Here is an 18233-nt window from a genome sequence, read left to right on the forward strand (position 1 = left end):
CTATTCCCCCTTTTTGTGTGCTTTCGTCCCAGGAGGGCGCCGCGTGACCGACGACCCTGTCACGACAGCCCGTCCCCACCAGGCGGAATGGCCCGCCGGACTCGACGTGGAGGAACTGCTCGCCCAGGGATGGCGTCCCACCCCTTTTCGCCAGTTCGTCCTCAAGATCCACAGCCGTTGCAACCTGGCCTGCGATTACTGCTACATGTACGAAATGGCGGACCAGGGCTGGCGACGCCAACCGCGCCGAATGGCCCGATCGATCGTCGACCGCGTCGCCGAACGGATCGCCGAGCACGCCCGGACCCACGACCGTTCCCGGGTGGACGTCATCCTCCACGGCGGCGAGCCCCTGCTGGCCGGGGCGGACCACATCCGCTATGTCGCCGACGCCCTCCGCAAGACCTGCGAACCCGACGTCCACGTCTCCCTGCGCGTGCAGACCAACGGTGTCCTCGTCGACGACGCCTTCCTCGACCTGTTCGACGAACTGGGCGTGCGGGTCGGGGTGAGCGTCGACGGTGCCGAAGAGGACCACGACCGCCACCGGCGCCGTGCCAACGGACGCGGCACCCACGCCGAGGTCCGGGCCGCCCTCGACCGCCTCACCCGCCGTCACCGGCATCTGCTGTCCGGGCTGTTGGCCACCGTCGACCTGGAATCCGACCCCGTGACCACCTATGAGGCGCTGCTGGAGTTCGACCCGCCCGGCGTCGACTTCCTCCTCCCGCACGGTACCTGGGACGCACCGCCACCGGGCCTGACCGGGGAGGGCACCCCCTACGGCGACTGGCTGACCGCCGTGTTCGACCGCTGGTACGGGGCGCCCGTGCGGGAGACCGACATCCGTATGTTCACCGAGATCATCCGGCTGGTCCTGGGCTCCCCCTCGCGCACCGAGTCCGTGGGGCTCTCCCCGGCCGCCATGGTGGTGATCGAGACCGACGGATCGGTCGAACAGGTCGACAGCCTCAAGGCCGTGGCCGAGGGCGCCGCCGGCACGCCCTTCCACATCCTCACCCACCCCTTCACCGAGGCCCTGTACACGCCCGGCATCGTCGCCCGGCAGATCGGACTGCGGGCGCTGAGCGACACCTGCGTCGCGTGCCCTCTGGTCCGGGTGTGCGGGGGCGGCCTCTATCCGCACCGCCACCGGAGGGGCACGGGGTTTCGCAACCCGTCCGTGTACTGCGCCGACCTGGCCCGGCTCATCACCCATGTCCACCAGACCGTGGCCGCCGACGTGGCCCGCATCCGGGAAGAACACTGAATGCCCACCACCCCCGCCACCGTTCCCGACGAGGTGTTCGACGCCCTGGCCGTGGGAGGAGGGGGGACCAAGGCCACCGCGCACCTGCGCGCAGCCCAGTACGGCAAGCACCTGCTGCTGGTGCGCCGGGTGCTGGACGCGGCCAGGGAGGCGGGCCACCCCGACACGGGCCATGCCGAAGAGGCGTGGTGGGCCCTGATCGCCGCGCAGGAGACGGACCCCGCTGCGGTCGCGGTCACCCTGCGCCACCCCACGGTCGGGGTGTGGGCCCGGCGCACGGTGCTGGCCCTGGAAGGGCGGCGCCGCGATGACCCCCGTGTCTCGGTCCTGGCGTCCCTGGCGGCCGCCGCCGCGCTGCGGGCCGGGACGACGCTGCGGATCGAGGTCCCCCCGGACGGTCCCACGGCCCCGCTCGTGTCCCTGGGCCGGGCCGTGGTCGGCGGCGAGACCGGAGCGGTGGCCGAGGTCGCCGACGGCCGGGCGGTCCTGGCCACGCGGGACAGGGAGGTGGCGGTGCCCGCCGATCCGCACCGGGACGGCCCCGGCTGGCAGGCGCTGCGCCGGATGGAGGCCGAACACGCGGGATACCGCTTGGCCCTGCTCTTGGACGACCAGGATCCCGACCGCATGCCCGGGGCCGACATCGTCGCCCGCCGTCTGACCGGACCGGAGGTCGACCACTGGCGTGCCGTGTTGTGGAAGGCGTGGGAGATCCTGGTGGAGGACCACTGGACGATCGCGGAGGAGACGGTCGACACCGTCCTCACCCTCACCCCCACCCGGACCGCGGACGGCGCGCACACCAGCGCGACCGCCCGGCACGCGTTCGGGAACCTGGGGCTGTCCACCCCACCCGAACCGGTGGCGTTGGCGCTCACCTTCGCCCACGAGGTGCAGCACGCCAAAATGACCGCGCTGTGGGACCTGGTCCCGCTCACCCTGCCCGACGACGGCAGCCGTTACTACGCGCCCTGGCGGCCCGACCCGCGACCCGCGGCCGGACTGTTCCAGGGGGTGTACGCCCACTTGGGCGTGGCCGGTTTCTGGCGGCGGCACCGGCACACCGCGGCCGGGGCGCGGTCGGAGCGGGCCCACGCCGACTTCGCGCACTGGCGGCGTTCCACCCTGGACGCCGCCCGGGTGCTGGCGGGGTCGGGCCGGCTCACCCCGGAGGGGGAACGGTTTCTCACGGCCACCAACCGCACCCTGGAGGCCTGGCAGGACGAGCCGGTGCCGACGGCTGCCGCGAAGGCCGCCGACCGGGCCGCCCGGGAGCACCTGGCCCGATGGCTGGAGCGCAACGGCGACCGTTCGGGGGCCTGACCGGTTCGTACCCCTCCACGCCGGCTTCTCTCCATGAAAAGCCGGCGACCTTCTCCCTCTCCTCGGGGCGGGGCCCCGGCGCACGGTCAGAGTTGGCGGGGATCGAAGTCGAAGTTCATCCGCTGACCGGACAGGAAGGCCTCGGTGAACTGGTGCTCGCGGCCGTGGACGCGGGCGTACAGGGGTTCCACCTGGGCGAGCAGTCGGTCGGCCTCGTCGTCCTCTCCCTCCGCACGCAGGTCCAGGATGAGATTGGCCGAGCAGGACAGGGCCATGGGGTGCTCTTCGCCGAGGAGGGCCCGCATACGGCGCAGACTGCCCCGGCCCAGGCGGACGGCGTTCTTGGTGTCGTTCAGCGCGGCCAGGTCGCTGGCCAGGTTGAGGGTGACGCCCAGCGCGTAGTGGTGGTCGCGGCCCAGTTTCCCCTCCACACCCGCCAGTGACGCCTCGTTGAGCCGTCGGGCCTTCGACGGGTCGCCCAACATCCGGTACAACAGCGCCACGTTGCTGGTGCACCCGTGGTTGTAGGGGTGTTCCGCGCCGTAGATCTGGTCGTAACGCAGGTCGGTGTCCTCCGCCAGTTGCAGCGCCTCCGCCAGTGCGCCGTGCATCCGCCAGGTGTTGGCCAGGCACATGGCGGCGGCGAGGGTCTCGGGGTGGTCGAGCCCGTACAGCCGCAGGTGCCGGGAGTGCGCGTCCTGCGCCAGTTCCAGGGCCTGGTCCAGGTCCCCGTTCATGCGCAGGGAGGTGGCCAGGTCGATCTGGGTGCGCAGGGTCCGGGGGTGATCGGCGCCCAACTGTTCGCGGCCGTAGGCCAGGGCGTCCTCGCCCAGGTCGCAGGCCTCGATGTAGTCCCCGGCCAGCCGCACGGCCAGTGCCAGGCCGTGCAGATAGATGAGCAGGTGCACGGCGGACTGGGTCGCACTGTGACGCTTGTGCAGCATGTAGACGCGCTCGTGCAGGTCGCGCGCCCCGGAGAAGTCGCTGGTCAGGGCGAGGTCGACGGCCAGGTTGTACATGGCGCGCAGGGTCGCCGGATCGGTGGGGCCCAGCGCCTCCCGGTGCAGCCGCAGGGTCTCCTCGTCGCTCTCGCGGGCCTGCTGGAATTCGCCCTTGGCGCGCAGGTCGGCGCCGATGCCCGAGCGCACGGCCAGGGTCAACCGGTGTTCGGGGCCCAGAACGCGCTGCGTCTGTTCCAGGAGGGCCCGGTCCAGGTCGTACGTCTCCTGATAACGGCCCAGTTCGCGCAGTCGGTTGGCGTACTTGAGCCGTGCCTCCAGGACGTGGGGGTCGTCGGGGCCGGACACCGAGGCCCACCGCTCGACGAATTCGTGTGCGTAGCGTTCGGCCATCGCGTAGTTACCGGAGGTGTACAGGAAGGTCAGGACCTTGAGGGCGAACTCCCTGGCCTCGGGAAGGATGCTCTCGGCGATGCCGGAGGGACGCAGGTGGGGCAGCAGTTCGAGGTAACGGTCCTGGGAGGCCGGGTTGTTCATCGCCGACGGCGCGGCGGCGGCCAGGAGGGACCACACCTCCTCGCGCGCGACCCGCTGTTCCTCGGCGGACAGTTCGGCCCGGATCAGGGTCTGGATCAGTCGGTGCACCTGAATGGTCCGGTTGGAGTTGTCCAGCCGGATGAGCGCGTACCGGGCCAGCTGGCCGATGACCCGGCTCAGCCGGATGGGGTTGGCCAACAGGTCGACCATCTCCGGGCGGACCGGGCCCTCCTCCACCGGGAAGAAGACGTCCCGGGGGATCGGTTCGGGCCCGAAGAAGGCGCAGCAGCGCAGTAGGTCCATGGCCTCGGGCAGGTTTTCCCGGAGCTTGCTCACCGACAGCTGCCAGGCGGCCGTCATCGGTGTCGGATACTCGCTCGGCGCGCCCTCGCGCAGCAGGGAGACGGGTTGTTCGGCCAACAACCTGAGGTACTCGCGGTTGGACATGCCGGTCTCCGACCGAAGCGCTCCCGCCTGTTCCAACGCCAGGGGAAGGTGACCCAGGGCCTCGGCCAGTTCCTCCGCCTCCGCCCGGGTGATGCCGCGCGGAATGCGCTTCTTGAGGAACTCGACGCTTTCGACGTCGGGGAAGACGTCCACCGAGACCGTCTCGGCGACCGCCTGCCAGCGGTGATTGCGAGAGGTGATGAGCACGTGCCCGGTCTCGTGACCCTCCGGGATCACATCGCGCAGGTCCTCGGGTTCGTCGGCGTTGTCGTAGATGAGGAGCCACCGCCGGTAGGGGTCGCCCCTGCGGAGGGCGTTCAACACGGTCTCGGCGGCCTCCTCGATGCCGGTGGAGCTCACCCCCGGCAGGCCCATGTGGGGGGCCAGGTGCGCGAGGGATGAGCGCACCAGGCCCGGCTGGTCGGCGTTGATCCACCACACCAGGTCGTATTCGTGGCGGTAGCGGTAGGCGTACTCCACCGCCATGAGGGTCTTGCCGACACCTCCGTAGCCGTGGAGCGTGTGCGGGACCACGGCGGTGATCTGGTTCATCAGACCGAACCTGAGCGCGTTGAGCTGCTGGGCGCGTCCCGTGAAGTTCTTGTTGCGCCCGGGGACCCCTCCCCAGACCTCGGGAGAATGCCCCGGCGCTCGGTCGCCCACCGGTCCTTGCGCATCGGCCACTTGGCTTCCTCCGTTTTCACATGCGTCACACCAGAAAAACCTTTACCGCATCCGGTCCTGATGTCCCGTCCGTGTCACCATTCCTTTTTCCGTGCTTCCGGGACCGGGTGGTTTTCAGGGTAGGCGATCATGTTAGGGAGCGACAGTCGCGTGGTAAAAACCTCAACGAGGAAGTAGTCGGAAAAAACGTTTCGGGGGATGGTCCGCCGCCCTCCGGATGGGTGGGAACGGAGAGGTCTGTGACGGCAGTGCAACATGGCGATGACCTCGCCCTGGTATCTCTTGAGGGCCTGTCCCTACGGGACCTGGGCCGCTTCGGGGAGTCGGTGATCATCGGTGCGCTCGGGTCCGTCCTGGGTGCCGGAGAGGCCGACGGTGAGATCGTCGCCTCCTTCGCCAACGAAGGGGATAAGGCCTGAGTCGTTCCCACGGCGGATTCCCCGTGGTGTGGAGCGCTCGTCGAGTGAACCGTGCGCATCGTTCCAGGTGAGAATGCCTGTGTGGGGCATTGTTCTCCTTGTTTCCCACAGCATTCCCATTGTCGTTCCTGCTCTTGTCGATTTCTCGTTCTCGCTGGTCGGGAGCCATTTTCATGAAACGAACCGCCGGGTGGGACGACCGACCCGGGCCGTTCGTCGGCCCGCGACCCTTCCGTGCCCGGGATCGGCCGTTCTTCCTGGGACGAGGACGGGAGGTCGCCGCCCTGACGGCGGCCTGGCACGGTCATCGGCTCACCGTCCTGCACGGTGACACGGGCGTGGGCAAGACCTCCCTCGTGCGCGCGGGGGCCGTTCCCGGGGTCACCGACAGGGGCGGCGACGTCCTGCCCTATGACGACCTCTGTCTGGATTCCGGGTTCCCCGCCGCCGTCCTGCCCGACCAGAACCCCTACGGCCGCGCCCTGGTCTCCTCCTGGGACCCCGAAGGACCGCCCGGACGCTCCGTCGCGGACCTGCTGCGCACACGTTCCCGCACCGACCGCTATGGCCGCCGGATCCCCGTGTACGCCGTCCTTGACCGGGTCGAACTCCTCCTGCGGCCGGGGGGCGCGGGCGAACATCACCGGCGCGACCTGCTGGAGGAGTTGCTCACCTGTCTGGACGGGCACGAGGAGCTGCGCCTGCTGCTCGTCGTGCGCACCGACCACTGGGACGAGTTGCGCCGCCTGCTCGACAAGTACACCGTGCGGTTCGCCGAGATCCCGCTGCACCCCCTCACGGCACAGGCGGCGGCCGAGGCCGTCGATCTGGCCCTGGACCGGGTGGGTCACCGGTTGGAGCCGGGGCAGGGACGGCTGCTCGCCGAGGAACTGTGCCTCCCCGTCCCCGGAACGCCCCATCGGGGCGGAATCGTGGACCCGGGCCTGCTCCAGGTGGTCGGACGGGCGCTGTGGGAGGCGTTGCCCGCCGGAGCCCGCACGCTCACCCGTGACCCGACCGCCGACACCGACCGGGCCCTGCGCGCCCATACGGCGCGCGCCGTGGCCGAGACGGCCGCCGAGTGCCTCGTCTCCCCCCGCGCGCTGCGCGCCTGGCTCGCCCGAGTCCTCGAATCGGGGGAACAGGGCGCGCGGGCCTTCCGGGGCGGGGAGGAGGCCGCCCGAGCCCTCCAGGACCGGCACCTGGTCGGCCGACACCACGCCAACGGCACCTACCTCGTGCGCCACCCGAGGCTGACCGGCCCCCTGACCTCTCCGGATCCGCTCCCCGAGGTCCCCCGCGGGGCGGCCTCGCACTTCTCCTTCGCCTGCCGCACCCGGACGCGGGGAGACCTCCCCGTGGCCCGTGAGCACGCCCGTCGGGCGTTGGCCGCCCAGCCGCCACCCCGGCCCCGCGATCGGGCCAGGATCATCTCCCTGCTCGGCGACCTGGCCTTTCACGAGGGGGACTTCCCGTCGGCGGCCCGTCTGTACCAGGACGCGGCCGGACTCCGGGCCTCCCTGGGGGAGGGCGTCGCCGTGGGCCACGCCCTGCTCGCCCAGGCCCGCTGCCTGCTGCTGGCCCGTGACCGTCCCGCCGCCCTGAACGCCCTCGCGGTGGCGGCCGGTCGGGCCGGCGCCGACCCGGGGATGCAGACCGGCCTGGGCCAGGCCCTGTGGCAGGCGGGCCAGGCCGAATCCGCCCTGGACGTCCTCCATCGGGTGCTGTCCCGCGACGGTGCCAACGCCGAGGCCCGCCGCACCCGGGGGGAGATCCTCGCGGATCAGGGGGAGGCCGTCTCCGCCCTGCGCGACCTCGAACGCCTGGAGGCACCGGAGAGCCCTTCCACCCGTACCGCCCGCGCTCTGGCCCAGGCCACCCTCGCCGGGGTCGGCACCTGGTCGGAGGAGCTGGACGAGGCCCTGGTCGAAGCCGCCGACAGCGGTCCGGTCCTGCTGCGCGCGGCCCGGGTACGCCGTCTGCGGGGCGACCGCGACCTCGCCGCCCGACTGGCGGCCCGGGCCGTGAGCGCGCATCACCCGCCTCTGCCGCCGCACCAGGTGTCCACCGCCGCCCGGCTGTCGGAGGAGGCGTGACGCCGGTCCTGGCGCAATGGTCGGACCCCACCGTCCTGGTCGCCCTCATCACGGGGGTGACCACGGCGACGGCGACGATCACCGCCTCGGCCGTCACCGGGGGGCGGGCGGTCAAGGCCGAGCGGGAGCGGGCGCGCCACGCGCTCGAAGCCGAACGTGACCGGTTCGAGCGGGAACGCGGCCTTCGGTCCGAGGAGGCGCATCGTGCCCTCATCGGTGAGGCGGCCGCGAGTGTGCTCAGGTTCGGCATGACCGGGAGGTGGATACTGCACGTTCGGCTCATGGGGCCCAGCGGGCCGGGCCGGGAGAGCCTGGCCGACCTCATGGACCGTTTTCCCGATGACGCCCTGGCGGCCCTCACCGCCCTGGAGAGGCTGCGGGGCGTGCTGCCCGCGGAGGCGGGGGCCTTCGCGGAGGAGCTGGTGGCGACGGTGGACCGGGTCTTCGTGCGAGTGACCTCCGAACGCGCCGAGACCGGAAGCGCCGAACTCGTCAAAGCGGACCTGGATCGGGGGCTACGGCGACTGCTGGGTTCCCTGTCCGGGCCCGAGGACGGCTCAGGACCACCATCAGTACCGTGAACACCAGCGCGATCCCCCCGTTGGCCGCCGCGAGCAGGGCACTGGTGGGTCCCGGCCCCCAGGCCTCCAAGAGGTGGCCGCCGCACACCAGACCCAGGGGCATGGCCCCCTGGGCGAAGAACTGGTCCACCCCCAGGACCCGGCCCAGGAGGTTCCGGGGCACGTGGACCGCGTGATAGGTCCCCACCGTCACGTTCATGTGGGCCCCCACGAACCCGATGCCGCCCCAGGTGAAGGGGAGCGTGGCCATCAGCCAGCGGGGATCGAGGTGGTGGGCCACCGCCAGGGCGCCCAGCGGGAGCATCCACGACCACAGGCACAGGGCGATCATGTGCACCGGGCGGAAACGCCTCACCAGACGCGGCGCGAGCAGTGATCCGAGCAGGCCGCCCACCCCGGTGGCGGCCAGGACCACGCCGATGAGCACGGGCGGGAAACCCTCGTGCGTGACCGTCGACATGATGAGCAGCCATACCGTCTGGAACATGGCGTTGGTGATGGTGCACACGACCAGGGCCGACCTGAGCAGGCGATCGCGGTACAGCCATCGGAAGCCCGCCCGGAACTCCTCGATGAACGGTTCCCGTTCCTCGTCCCTGTCCACGGGGGCGGGGCGCACCGGCCGGGGCAGGAACAGGGCGGTCAGCAGCGCGCCCGAGGACATCACGACGTTGAACGCCGTGGGCGCCCACGCGGCCAGGCCGAACAGGAGACCGCCCAGCGGTCGTCCGGTCATCTGGGTGCCGTGGGCGCGGGCCTCGTTCCTGCCCACCGCCTCGGCCAGGTGTTCCTCGGGTACCAGGTGGGGCACCGCGGCGGTGGCGGCGGTGGCGAACAGTGTGGAACAGATCCCGTGCACCGCCATGGCCGCGATGAGGAGGGAGACGGGTGCGTCCCACAGCAGGACGGGGGGTACCAGGAGGACGGTCACCGCCAGACGCCCGGTCTGGCCGATGATCATGACCCGGCGCGGATCCACCCGGTCCACCAGGACGCCGACAGGTGCGTGCAGGAGGATGCGGGGGAGCATTCCCGCCACGGCGATCCACGCGGCCGTCACGGGCGAACCCGTCTGTGCCAGCGCCAACAGCGGCACGGCCAGGGTGAAGGTCATGGTGCCCAGGCCGTTGAGCGCCCCGCCGCTCCACAACAGGGCGAAGTGGCGCCGCCACGGGGTCTGGGCGACGGAGTTCTCGGGGACGGGGGGCGAGGCCACCGCGCGGGTCTCGGTGGTCACCCCGTCCATGTGACGTTCTCGGGCATGGCTCTCGGAAGGAAGTCGACGTCGTTGTCCGACGGCGTGCGGGAATCCGATGGCATTCCCGGGTTGCCGTCCTCCTACCTGCCTCGGTGGCCGGATGGGCCGTGAGGCGGCGTCGCGGCCGTGTGTTCCCCGCCGGCGCCGCAGTGGGACGGCGACAGCCTAGTGCGATGAGGGTCCGTGCGTGCGCGTAACACGTCAACAGCCGATGAAGAAGATCGTTCAGGCGCCTCCCGTGTCCACCAGGGTGAGCCGGTGGGCCTCGGTGGGGTCCGGGTGTTCCCATCGGCCCACCAGGCGGTCCACCACCGCCGTCGGGATCGGGGAGGGACGGCGGTCCAGACGGGCGCGCAGCGTCCGGGGCGGGGCCTCCACCGCGACGATCTCGACCCGGGCGCCGTAGGCCGCGGCCAGGGTCGTGCAGCGGTCGCGCATCGACCGGGACACGTTCGTGGCGTTCCAGACGAAGGACCGTTCCGCGCGCAGGTGCTCGCGGGCGCGCTCGTGGGCCGCGGCCGCCACCGGGCGCTGGTCGTCGGTGGGCCGCACCCCCAGTTCGCCGCGGATCGCGTCCAGGCTCACCACCGGCACGCCGGGGCGCTCCCGTCCGATCCAGGTGTCCTTGCCCGCCCCCGGCAGGCCGGACATGACGGTGACGGTCATCCGGGTGTCGTCGTAGGCGTCGTGGTCGGGGTCGCGCTCGGGGCGCTGGAAGAAGCGGAACCGGGCGTGGTCGGAGGGGAAGGCGCGCGGCTGGTCCAGGCAGGCCTGTTCGGCGCAGTACTCGCGGTAGAGGTCGATGTTCTCCAGCACCTCGGAGGCGTCCCCGCAGTCCCGGCCCAGGATGTCGGCGGTGGCCAGGATCGCCAGGTCGTCGTTGCGCGCGGTCAGGCTCACCCGGAACACGATGCCGCGCAGGTCGGGGCGTTCCAGCGCCCAGAACGGGACCTGGTGGTGGCGGACCAGCGCCGCCACGTGCTCGCGCCAGGCGACGGGGGCGCCCATCCGCCACAGGAGGCCGCGCACCATGAGGTCGCCCCGTCGGGAGTGGCCGTGGGCGGTCACCCTGCCGTCGGCGTCGCGTCGGGTGCACAGGGGTTTGGCGATGTCGTGCAGCAGCACCGCGGCGAACAGCCGTACCCGCTCGTCGGCGGGGCGGGCCCGCCACTCGGTCAGGGAGGCCAGTGCCTCGCAGGCCATGCGGGTGTGCACGGCCACGTCCCCCTCGGCGTGGTGGACCGGGTCCTGTTCCACCCCCTCCAGGGCGCGGACCTCGGGGAGTGCGTCGCGGATCCTGTCCCAGTCGAGGTCCCAGGTGGGCGGGGCCGGACACAGGTCGGTGAACTCAGTGAACGTTCGCATAGAGCACCTCCGGGTCGGCCAGGCCGTTGGCGATGACGGGCCGGTCCATCCAGTGCGTCCCCGAGTCCAGGACGGCGGTGGTGAAGTCGGCGCGCACCCACTTGTAGCGGTCCACGGTGCGGCCGTCCTCCTCGACCTTGACGTACAGGCCCTCCATGAGGTCGGAGCCGTCGCTCTCGGCCAGGGCGCGGGCGGGGTCGGCCCCGCCCGCGCGGGCGGCCTCCTCCAGGGACCGCCGCCAGTGCGGGGTGCGACAGGTGGAGGGGCCGACCAGATCGGCGAGGTCCTCCACCCGGCGGAGGGGCCCGGTGTGCAGTACGGGCACCGACACGATGGGCAGGCCGGCCAGCAGCGCCCGGCGTGAGGGGGTGTCCAGGAAGGCGCCCCCGCGGGTGTCCAGGACGTCGAACTCGCAGAACAGGTGGGGGAGGGCGTCGTAGTACACGGTGTGCTTGGCGTACATCCACTCGCCGTACAGCACGTACCGGTCGCCCAGCCGCTCGCGCAGGCGCGGGGCCACGGCGGCGGCCCAGGCCTTGAACGGGGCGAACTGGCGTTCGCGGGGGCCGCCGGTGAGGTAGTGCCCGCGGCTCTGGAGGCGCAGGTCGCCGTCGGGCCCGAAGCCGATGCCGGCGTTGGCGCCGTCGAGCTTCTCCTCCACGACCAGGTGCCGTCCGGCGAGGGCGGAGAAGGGGACCGCGGACAGGTCCCGGTCGCCGGGTTGCAGGCGTGATCCCTGGATGTGCCGGGTCCGCGGGTACTTGTGCATGAGGACCGTTCTAGCGCGGCGCCGGGCCGCCGGGCCAGGGATTTTCCGGGGCGCCGCACGGCACCGGGACACCCCGGGAGGGCACCGCCGCACGGTACCGGGGCGGTCCGGAGGACACCGCCGCCGAGCGCGTCCCGTGGTGCGGTGCCGTGCCGCCGGGGATCAGCGTCCGGTGACGGGGCGGCGCGATCCCAGGGAGGCGGCGTCGGCGGCGGCCCGTCCGGCGTTCCACCCGTCCTCGCTGTAGGGGCCGCGCACCCGCGAGTAGGTGAGCTCGCCGAAGGCCTGTTCCACGGCCCGTTCCACTTCGCGTTCTCGGGCGGCGAACAACGGGACCAGGTCACGGCCGGCCTCGGCCTGGACGGCGTCGCGGGCGGTGCGGGCGGCCTCGGTGAGTCGCTCCCCGACGCGCACGGCGAACGCCGACATGAACGAGGAGCGGAAGTCCTTCCCCGCCCTGCGGCCGGAGCGGTCGCGCGCCGAACTGCCCGCCCGCATCGCGGTCTCGGCCTGCACCAGCAGGGAGGTGAACAGCAGGTCGACGGCGTCCACGTCGTCGGGGAAGCCCATGACCGTGCACATTTCGAGTTCGCGGTGCCACACCGCCCGGCAGTGGTTGGCCTCGGCGACCTCGTGCAGCAGGACGGCCTTGGACTCGTCGTAGGGGGCGTCCACGGGGAGTCGCCGGGCGTGCCCGGCCTCGGAGGAGTCCGGATCGTCCTCGTCGAGCAGCGCCCGGTCGATGCTGTGCCGCGCCATGAGTTCCTGGGCGCGGGCGCTGAGCGCCTCGGCCTCCTCGGGGAACTCCGTCGATTCGGCCTTGGCCAGCAGGGCCCGCACCCGGGCGAGTTTGCCCCGGTCCACCTCGGTGCGCGCGCGGGTCGGGCGTGCCCGGCCGGGACGGTGGGCGCCGGGCGGGTCGACGAGGCGTTGCAACGGTGGCAGGACGCGCAGTGCGGCCAGGGTGCGCAGGACCTGTTCGACGGCTTCGAAGCGCAGCAGGCCGTGGGCGTCCGCCAGGTGGGCGAGGGGATCCCCGACGGTGTCGAGGGCACGCGCCTGCGCGATCCAGTCGGGGGCCACGGTGGTGGGGGCGTGCCGCTCCAGGTCGGCGGTGATCGCGTGGGCGCACACCGCGGCGGCGGCCGGGCCGAGGAGGCGTTCGACGCGGCGCGTGGTCTCGGCGGGTTGCCAGCCGCGCGCCCACACCGACGTCATCGCGTCGCGCAGCGCCTCGGTGAGGGCCCGTTCGGCGTCGTGGACCCGGGCGGCGTCCTCGGTGTCGGCGAGCAGGGCCGCGGCCAGGTCGACGCCGTCGCCACCGCGTCCCATCACCAGGGCGTCGACCGCCTCGGTGACGATCTCGGCAGGGGACGACGCGGTCGAGGGACCGTCCCAGTCGGGGACGGTCCGGTCGCGGCGCCCGGCCGTTCGTCGCCTCTTGGCACCCACGGTGTTCCCCTCGTTCGCGGTGTCGTGTGATCGGTGGACGATCCTACCGAGCGGCGCGTACCCGCCCCGCACGTGAGAGAACGGAAATACCCGAGAAAAACGTCCGGGCGGGCGTGCCGGCGGCTTTGCCGGGGAAAGTGTCCCGTATCACTTCACCCGCCAGGGGAAATGCTCGCGGCCGAACCCGGAACCCGACGGACGGGGCCCGACATCGCCGGTCAGCGGCGCCTGCGAGTGGCTTCCGCGTATACGTGCGGAGCATCCTGTAAGGGCTGATAGAGGACCCGAAGTCCGCCATACCTCCCAATCCGGACTCGCCCTCTCCTGGGATCGGGTGCCCGTCGAGGAAAGGTGGAACTTTCCTACCCGAAGCATTGCGGAAACATCCCGGTTCTACCGTCTCCTCAACCGCAGTCACCGAGGAGTCTCCATGCACCAGGGCACCGGTCCCACCGACCATGAGGGAACCGCGAGCGGAGACGGGGCGGGCCGCTGCCCCTACAGCGAGGACGGCGCCCTCGCGCTGCACCGGGGAGGAGAGCTGCCCTGGCGACAGTTGCGCGAACGGCACGGCGGACTGGTCCCGGTGGAACTGGGCCCGGGGGTTCCCGGGTGGCTCCTGCTGGGCTACAAGGAGAACCTCCAGGCGCTGCGGGACCAGACCTACTTCTCGGCCGATCCGCGTCCCTGGCGTTCCGCCGGGTCCCCGGCCCGCAGCGGGGCCCTGGGGCACGACGGCACCGAGCACCAGCGGCTCCGGGCCCCCATCGTGGAGGCGCTGGCCGCGGTCGGCACCGCCCAGCTGGTCCCGGTGGTCGAACGCGCCGCCGTGCACCTGCTGGGCCGGGCCGCGGCCGACGGCAGCGCCGACCTCATCGGTCAGTACGCGGCCCCGCTGCCCGCGATGGTCTTCAACGAGCTGTTCGGACTGCCGGACGAGTACGGGCGGCTCCTGGCCGACATCGCCGAACGCTCGTGGAGCGCGGACCCGCGGGAGGCGGCGGACGCCGGGGACTCGGTGCGCGGCTACTTCCACGGTCTGGTGGAGCGCAAGCGCCGTGAACCCGGCGAGGACCTGGTCGGACACCTACTGGCGCACCCCAACGCGCTCACCGACGAGGAGGCGGTCGAGGCACTGTCGATGCTGTGGGCGACCGGGCACGAACCCACCACCCACCTCATCGGCAACGCCCTGCTCAAGCTGTTGGAGGACCCCAACGTGTGGACCGCCTACCTGGGCGGCACCCTCACACCGGAGGACTTCATCGACTACGTCATGTGGACCGACTCGCCCATCCAGGTGCTGGCCGGTCGCTACTCCACCATGGACATCCGGTTCTCGGGCGCGCACATCCGCAAGGGCGAGCCGCTGCTGTTCGGGTTGGCCTCCGCGCACACCGACCCGTCGGTGTCGCGCGGCGGCGACGACGCGATGGCCCTGGCCGGCAACCGCTCCCATCTGGCGTGGGGGGCGGGCGCGCACCGGTGCCCGGCCACCGCCTTCTCCCGGGAGATGGTGCGCACCGCCATCGACATGGCCGTGGACCGGCTGCGCGGCATGGTCCTGGCGGTCGAACCGGCCGATCTGCGTCGGCGGCCCTCGCTGTCGATGCACGGTCTGGAGGAACTGCCGGTGTGGTTCACCGCGACCGGTGAACGGACCGAACGGCAGGAGCCGCCACGGGAAGCGGGCCCGATGCGCACCTGGATCCGAAGAAGGCGACGGCCCGCGGCGCAGGGGGCCCGCTATCAGGCCCCGCTGTCCCGGGAGGGCGGCCGGGAGGAGTCGGAGACGGTCGTCGCGGTCCCCGCGCCCAAGAGGCGTCGCGCCCCGCAGGGGGCGGGAGCCCGCTACCAGGCGCCCTTCGCCAAGCAGGAGGACGTCCCCGATCCGTTGGACCGGCTCTTGGCGACCTGGAGCCCCCGGGGCTGAACGGGCGCGGCCCGGACCCCTGGAGGGGCCGGACCGCGCGTGCACGGGGTCCCCCGTGGCGTCGGCCACCGGTCCGGGGCATCTCAGGTGGCGGCCTCCACCAGCAGCACCTCCAGGGTGCGCGGGCCGTGCACCCCCTCCACCCGGTTCAGCTCGATGTCGCTGGTGGCCGACGGCCCGCTGATCCAGGTGAGCGGACGGGCCGGGTCCAACAGGCGCACCCCCTGGGGCACCCCGTCCACCACCTGGTCGGCGCGCACCACGCACAGGTGGTAGTCGGGCACCAGGGTGATGGCGCGCCGACCCTGATCGGGGCCGCCGTCCAGGACGATCGTCCCGGTCTCGGCGATCGCGACGGCGCACCCGGTGATCACTCCGTCGGAGGCGTCCAGCTCCCGCACCGTCAGCGGCTCCTCCCGGGAGTCGGTCAGGGTCTCGATGCCGGTCCCGGCCAGCCACTCCCCGGGCAGGGCCGGGGGCACCACCACGCGCCGGGCCCCGCGCCGGGCCAGGGCGGCCGCGATCTCCTCGCCCACCCGGTCGGCGGGGGTCCGGTGCACGAGCGCCTTGTAGTCGATCAGCCGGTCCTCCAGCACGTCCAGGGTGGGTCCGACCCCGTGGGAGTCCAGATGGGCGCGGTCCGGAGCGCGCTCCAGCGGTTCGTCGGCGGGCACGTCGGCCAGGGCGGCCCGTACCCGGGCCAGGATCGCTTCCTTGGCGCTCATCGGCCTTCCTCTCGCTCTCGCTCGTTCCACCAGCGGCGGAACGACTCGGCCGGCACGTCCGGGACATCGCGTGTGTCGGTCCAGGCCCCCGCGAGCCCGGGAAGGTGGCGCGGGACCAGCGTGCGGCCCAGCCCCGCGGCGCGCTGCACCGCGCCCAGGGCGGTCGAGGACGAGAACACCGCCTCCGCGCCGGCCATCAGCGTCTTCTCGCCCAGGTGCCCGTGTCCCTCGGCGACCTCCTCGCGCAGGTGCACCAGCACCTCGGGGATGTCGATCGCGACCGGGCACACCTCGTAGCAGGCGCCGCACAGGGACGACGCGTAGGGCAGGGACTCCTCCACCTCCGACCCCATCCCGCGCAGCTGCGGCGTGAGGATGGCGCCGATCGGTCCCGGGTAGACCGAACCGTAGGAGTGCCCGCCGGTGCGCTCGTAGACCGGGCAGGTGTTCAGGCAGGCCGAACAGCGGATGCAGCGCAGCGCCTGGCGGCCCACGGTGTCGGCCAGTACGTCGGTGCGGCCGTTGTCGAGCAGCACCAGGTGGAACTCCTGGGGGCCGTCGCCCGGTGTCACACCCGTCCAGGTCGAGGTATAGGGGTTCATCCGCTCGCCGGTGGACGATCGCGGCAGCAGCTGCATGAACACCTCCAGGTCGTCCCAGGTCGGAACGATCTTCTCGATGCCCACCACCGAGATGAGGGTCTGCGGCAGGGTCAGGCACATGCGCCCGTTGCCCTCCGACTCCAGCACCACGAGCGTGCCCGAGTCGGCCACCGCGAAGTTGGCGCCCGAGATGGCCGTGCGGGTGCGCAGGAACCGTTCGCGCAGGTGGGCCCGGGCCGCCTCGGCCAACGCCCGGGGGTCGTCGGTCAGCCCGGGGGGAGCGGGGGTGCCCCACTCGGCCATCTGCTCCAGGAAGATCTCCCGGATCTGGGCGCGTCCCAGGTGGATGGCCGGGACCAGGATGTGCGAGGGCAGGTCGTTGCCGAGCTGGACGATCAGTTCGGCCAGGTCGGTCTCGTAGGCGGTGATGCCCTCGGCCGCCAACGCGTTGTTGAGCTCGATCTCCTGGGTGGCCATCGACTTGACCTTGACCACGTCGGTCTCACCGGTGGCCTTGACCAGGGCGGTGACGATCCGGTTGGCCTCGGCGGCGTCGGAGGCCCAGTGGACGTGCCCGCCCGCGCGGCTCACCGAGGCCTCCAGCTGTTCGAGGTAACGGTCGAGGTGGCGCAGGGTGTGCGTCTTGACGGCCGCGCCCTCGGTGCGCAGCCGGGCCCAGTCGTCGCCCATCTCGTCCACCACGTGGGCGCGTTTGTCGCGGATGGTGTGGGTGGCCTTGCGCAGGTTGTAGCGCAGCCGGGAGTCCTTGACGGCGGTGCGGGCCGCCTCGGGGAAGGGCGGCATGCCCAGGAACGTGGCGTCGCTCATCGGGTCGCCTCCTCCTTGTCGGTCCGGTCGCGGGTGTCGCTCCGGAAGTCCTTCTCCGTGCTCGCCAGGATCTCCGCGATGTGCGCGATCCGCATGCCGGCGCGCTGGCGCGACAGGACGCCGCCGATGTGCATCAGGCAGGAGTTGTCCACGGCGCACAGCACCTCGGCCCCGGTCTCCAGCGCGTGGCGGGCCTTGTCGGCGCCCATGGCCGAGGAGACGTCGCCGTTCTTGACCGCGAACGTGCCGCCGAACCCGCAGCACTCGGCGGCCCCGGGCAGTTCCACCAGGTCCAGACCGCGCACCGCGCGCAGCAGCTCGTAGGGGCGGTCGCCCAGCCCGAGCATGCGCAGTCCGTGGCAGGTGGGGTGGTAGACGACCTTGTGCGGGTAGTAGGCGCCCACGTCGGTGACGCCCAGAACGTCGACGAGGAACTCGGTGAGGTCGTACACGCGGGGGGTCAGCGCGGCGACCTTGCGGGAGAGGCGGCTGCCGCTCCCGCCCAGACGCGGGTAGTTGTCGCGGATCATGGCCGCGCAGGAGCCCGAGGGCACCACGACGGCGTCGGCGTCCTCGAAGGTCCGCACGAACCGCACGGCGAGCCTGCTCGCCGGACGCCGGTAGCCGGTGTTGTAGTGCATCTGCCCGCAGCAGGTCTGGCCTTCGGGGAAGACCACCTCGTGACCCAGCCGCTCCAGGAGGCGCACCACCGCCCGTCCGGTGTCGGGGAAGAGTGTGTCGTTGACACAGGTGATGAACAACGCGACCCTCATGTGCCTCCTTCGCGCCGCGCCGGATCGGCGGGCGTACCGCTCGCCACGAGCCTCTCAGTGGTCTGACCACTTTTGCACATGTGGGCGAAAAGCGGCAAGGAACTCGTCTTTTCGAGGGACGGCAAGGGGTGGTCGTCCAGATTGGTATGATCACTTTCGCGTGCAGGGTGTCAGAGGTCGCGCGGCGGCCCGCACTCTGCGGACGGGGGGTG

Annotated in this window: 14 protein-coding genes; 6 read left to right on the top strand and 8 right to left on the bottom strand. The window is 72.1% G+C overall.

Features of this window, described 5'->3' with window-relative positions; genetic code table 11:
• The first annotated feature begins 43 nt into the window (after positions 1-43).
• Together PWG71_RS18260 and PWG71_RS18265 are read left to right on the top strand one after the other, a co-directional pair.
• Positions 44-1270 (top strand): FxsB family cyclophane-forming radical SAM/SPASM peptide maturase, encoded by a 1227-nt coding sequence (locus PWG71_RS18260; RefSeq protein WP_274811023.1) that lies wholly within the window; start codon positions 44-46, stop codon positions 1268-1270.
• Positions 1271-2593 (top strand): HEXXH motif domain-containing protein, encoded by a 1323-nt coding sequence (locus tag PWG71_RS18265; RefSeq protein WP_274811024.1) that lies wholly within the window; start codon positions 1271-1273, stop codon positions 2591-2593. It abuts the gene before it with no gap.
• 86 nt (positions 2594-2679) lie between these two features.
• On the opposite strand, the gene fxsT is transcribed toward PWG71_RS18265, so the two are convergent.
• A complete protein-coding gene (fxsT, locus tag PWG71_RS18270; protein WP_274811025.1) occupies positions 2680-5220 on the bottom strand; it encodes an FxSxx-COOH system tetratricopeptide repeat protein in 2541 nt (846 codons plus the stop codon).
• Positions 5221-5459: 239 nt separating this feature from the next.
• Between fxsT and PWG71_RS18275 the strand changes: the two genes are divergently transcribed.
• From PWG71_RS18275 to PWG71_RS18285, 3 genes are all read left to right on the top strand, one after another.
• On the top strand, positions 5460-5639 hold the full coding sequence (locus tag PWG71_RS18275; protein WP_274811026.1) for an FXSXX-COOH protein: 180 nt from the start codon (positions 5460-5462) through the stop codon (positions 5637-5639).
• A 173-nt stretch (positions 5640-5812) separates the two neighbouring features.
• A complete protein-coding gene (locus PWG71_RS18280) occupies positions 5813-7735 on the top strand; it encodes an nSTAND1 domain-containing NTPase (RefSeq protein WP_274811027.1) in 1923 nt (640 codons plus the stop codon).
• On the top strand, positions 7732-8316 hold the full coding sequence (locus PWG71_RS18285) for a hypothetical protein (protein WP_274811028.1): 585 nt from the start codon (positions 7732-7734) through the stop codon (positions 8314-8316). Before PWG71_RS18280 ends, PWG71_RS18285 begins: the two co-directional genes overlap by 4 nt.
• Here PWG71_RS18285 and PWG71_RS18290 read toward each other — a convergent pair.
• From PWG71_RS18290 to PWG71_RS18305, 4 genes are all read right to left on the bottom strand, one after another.
• A complete protein-coding gene (locus PWG71_RS18290; RefSeq protein ID WP_274811029.1) occupies positions 8228-9553 on the bottom strand; it encodes an MFS transporter in 1326 nt (441 codons plus the stop codon). The genes PWG71_RS18285 and PWG71_RS18290 overlap by 89 nt on opposite strands.
• 246 nt (positions 9554-9799) lie before the next feature.
• Positions 9800-10939 (bottom strand): AAA family ATPase, encoded by a 1140-nt coding sequence (locus PWG71_RS18295; RefSeq protein WP_274811030.1) that lies wholly within the window; start codon positions 10937-10939, stop codon positions 9800-9802.
• A complete protein-coding gene (locus tag PWG71_RS18300) occupies positions 10923-11708 on the bottom strand; it encodes an RNA ligase family protein (protein ID WP_274811031.1) in 786 nt (261 codons plus the stop codon). The genes PWG71_RS18295 and PWG71_RS18300 overlap by 17 nt, the downstream gene beginning before the upstream one ends.
• A gap of 162 nt (positions 11709-11870) precedes the next feature.
• Positions 11871-13160: a DUF2786 domain-containing protein gene (locus tag PWG71_RS18305; RefSeq protein WP_274811032.1), complete on the bottom strand. Its 1290-nt coding sequence runs from the start codon at positions 13158-13160 to the stop codon at positions 11871-11873.
• 430 nt (positions 13161-13590) lie between these two features.
• On the opposite strand from PWG71_RS18305, the gene PWG71_RS18310 reads away from it, so the two are divergent.
• Complete coding sequence (locus tag PWG71_RS18310; protein ID WP_274811033.1) at positions 13591-15093, top strand: cytochrome P450; 1503 nt, start codon at positions 13591-13593, stop codon at positions 15091-15093.
• An 83-nt stretch (positions 15094-15176) separates the two neighbouring features.
• On the opposite strand, the gene PWG71_RS18315 is transcribed toward PWG71_RS18310, so the two are convergent.
• The 3 genes from PWG71_RS18315 to PWG71_RS18325 are packed head-to-tail and all read right to left on the bottom strand — an operon-like array spanning position 15177 to position 18021.
• Positions 15177-15818 (bottom strand): LutC/YkgG family protein, encoded by a 642-nt coding sequence (locus PWG71_RS18315; RefSeq protein ID WP_274811034.1) that lies wholly within the window; start codon positions 15816-15818, stop codon positions 15177-15179.
• Positions 15815-17248 carry a lactate utilization protein B gene (locus tag PWG71_RS18320; protein WP_274811035.1) on the bottom strand — a complete coding sequence of 478 codons (1434 nt, stop codon included), beginning with the start codon at positions 17246-17248 and terminating at the stop codon, positions 15815-15817. Before PWG71_RS18320 ends, PWG71_RS18315 begins: the two co-directional genes overlap by 4 nt.
• Positions 17245-18021 (bottom strand): (Fe-S)-binding protein, encoded by a 777-nt coding sequence (locus PWG71_RS18325; RefSeq protein WP_274811036.1) that lies wholly within the window; start codon positions 18019-18021, stop codon positions 17245-17247. The genes PWG71_RS18320 and PWG71_RS18325 overlap by 4 nt, the downstream gene beginning before the upstream one ends.
• Positions 18022-18233: the final 212 nt, after the last annotated feature.

It is taken from the genome of Nocardiopsis sp. N85, from assembly GCF_028882275.1.
GTDB classification, from domain to species: Bacteria; Actinomycetota; Actinomycetes; order Streptosporangiales; family Streptosporangiaceae; genus Nocardiopsis; species Nocardiopsis lambiniae.

Excerpts from the sequence above, each read along its gene's own strand:
- PWG71_RS18315 (WP_274811034.1), bottom strand. The coding sequence starts at position 15,818 with ATGAGCGCCAAGGAAGCGATCCTGGCCCGGGTACGGGCCGCCCTGGCC.
- PWG71_RS18320 (WP_274811035.1), bottom strand. The coding sequence starts at position 17,248 with ATGAGCGACGCCACGTTCCTGGGCATGCCGCCCTTCCCCGAGGCGGCC.
- PWG71_RS18310 (WP_274811033.1), top strand. The coding sequence starts at position 13,591 with ATGCACCAGGGCACCGGTCCCACCGACCATGAGGGAACCGCGAGCGGA.
- PWG71_RS18295 (WP_274811030.1), bottom strand. The coding sequence starts at position 10,939 with ATGCGAACGTTCACTGAGTTCACCGACCTGTGTCCGGCCCCGCCCACC.
- PWG71_RS18280 (WP_274811027.1), top strand. The coding sequence starts at position 5,813 with ATGAAACGAACCGCCGGGTGGGACGACCGACCCGGGCCGTTCGTCGGC.
- PWG71_RS18265 (WP_274811024.1), top strand. The coding sequence starts at position 1,271 with ATGCCCACCACCCCCGCCACCGTTCCCGACGAGGTGTTCGACGCCCTG.
- PWG71_RS18300 (WP_274811031.1), bottom strand. The coding sequence starts at position 11,708 with ATGCACAAGTACCCGCGGACCCGGCACATCCAGGGATCACGCCTGCAA.
- PWG71_RS18325 (WP_274811036.1), bottom strand. The coding sequence starts at position 18,021 with ATGAGGGTCGCGTTGTTCATCACCTGTGTCAACGACACACTCTTCCCC.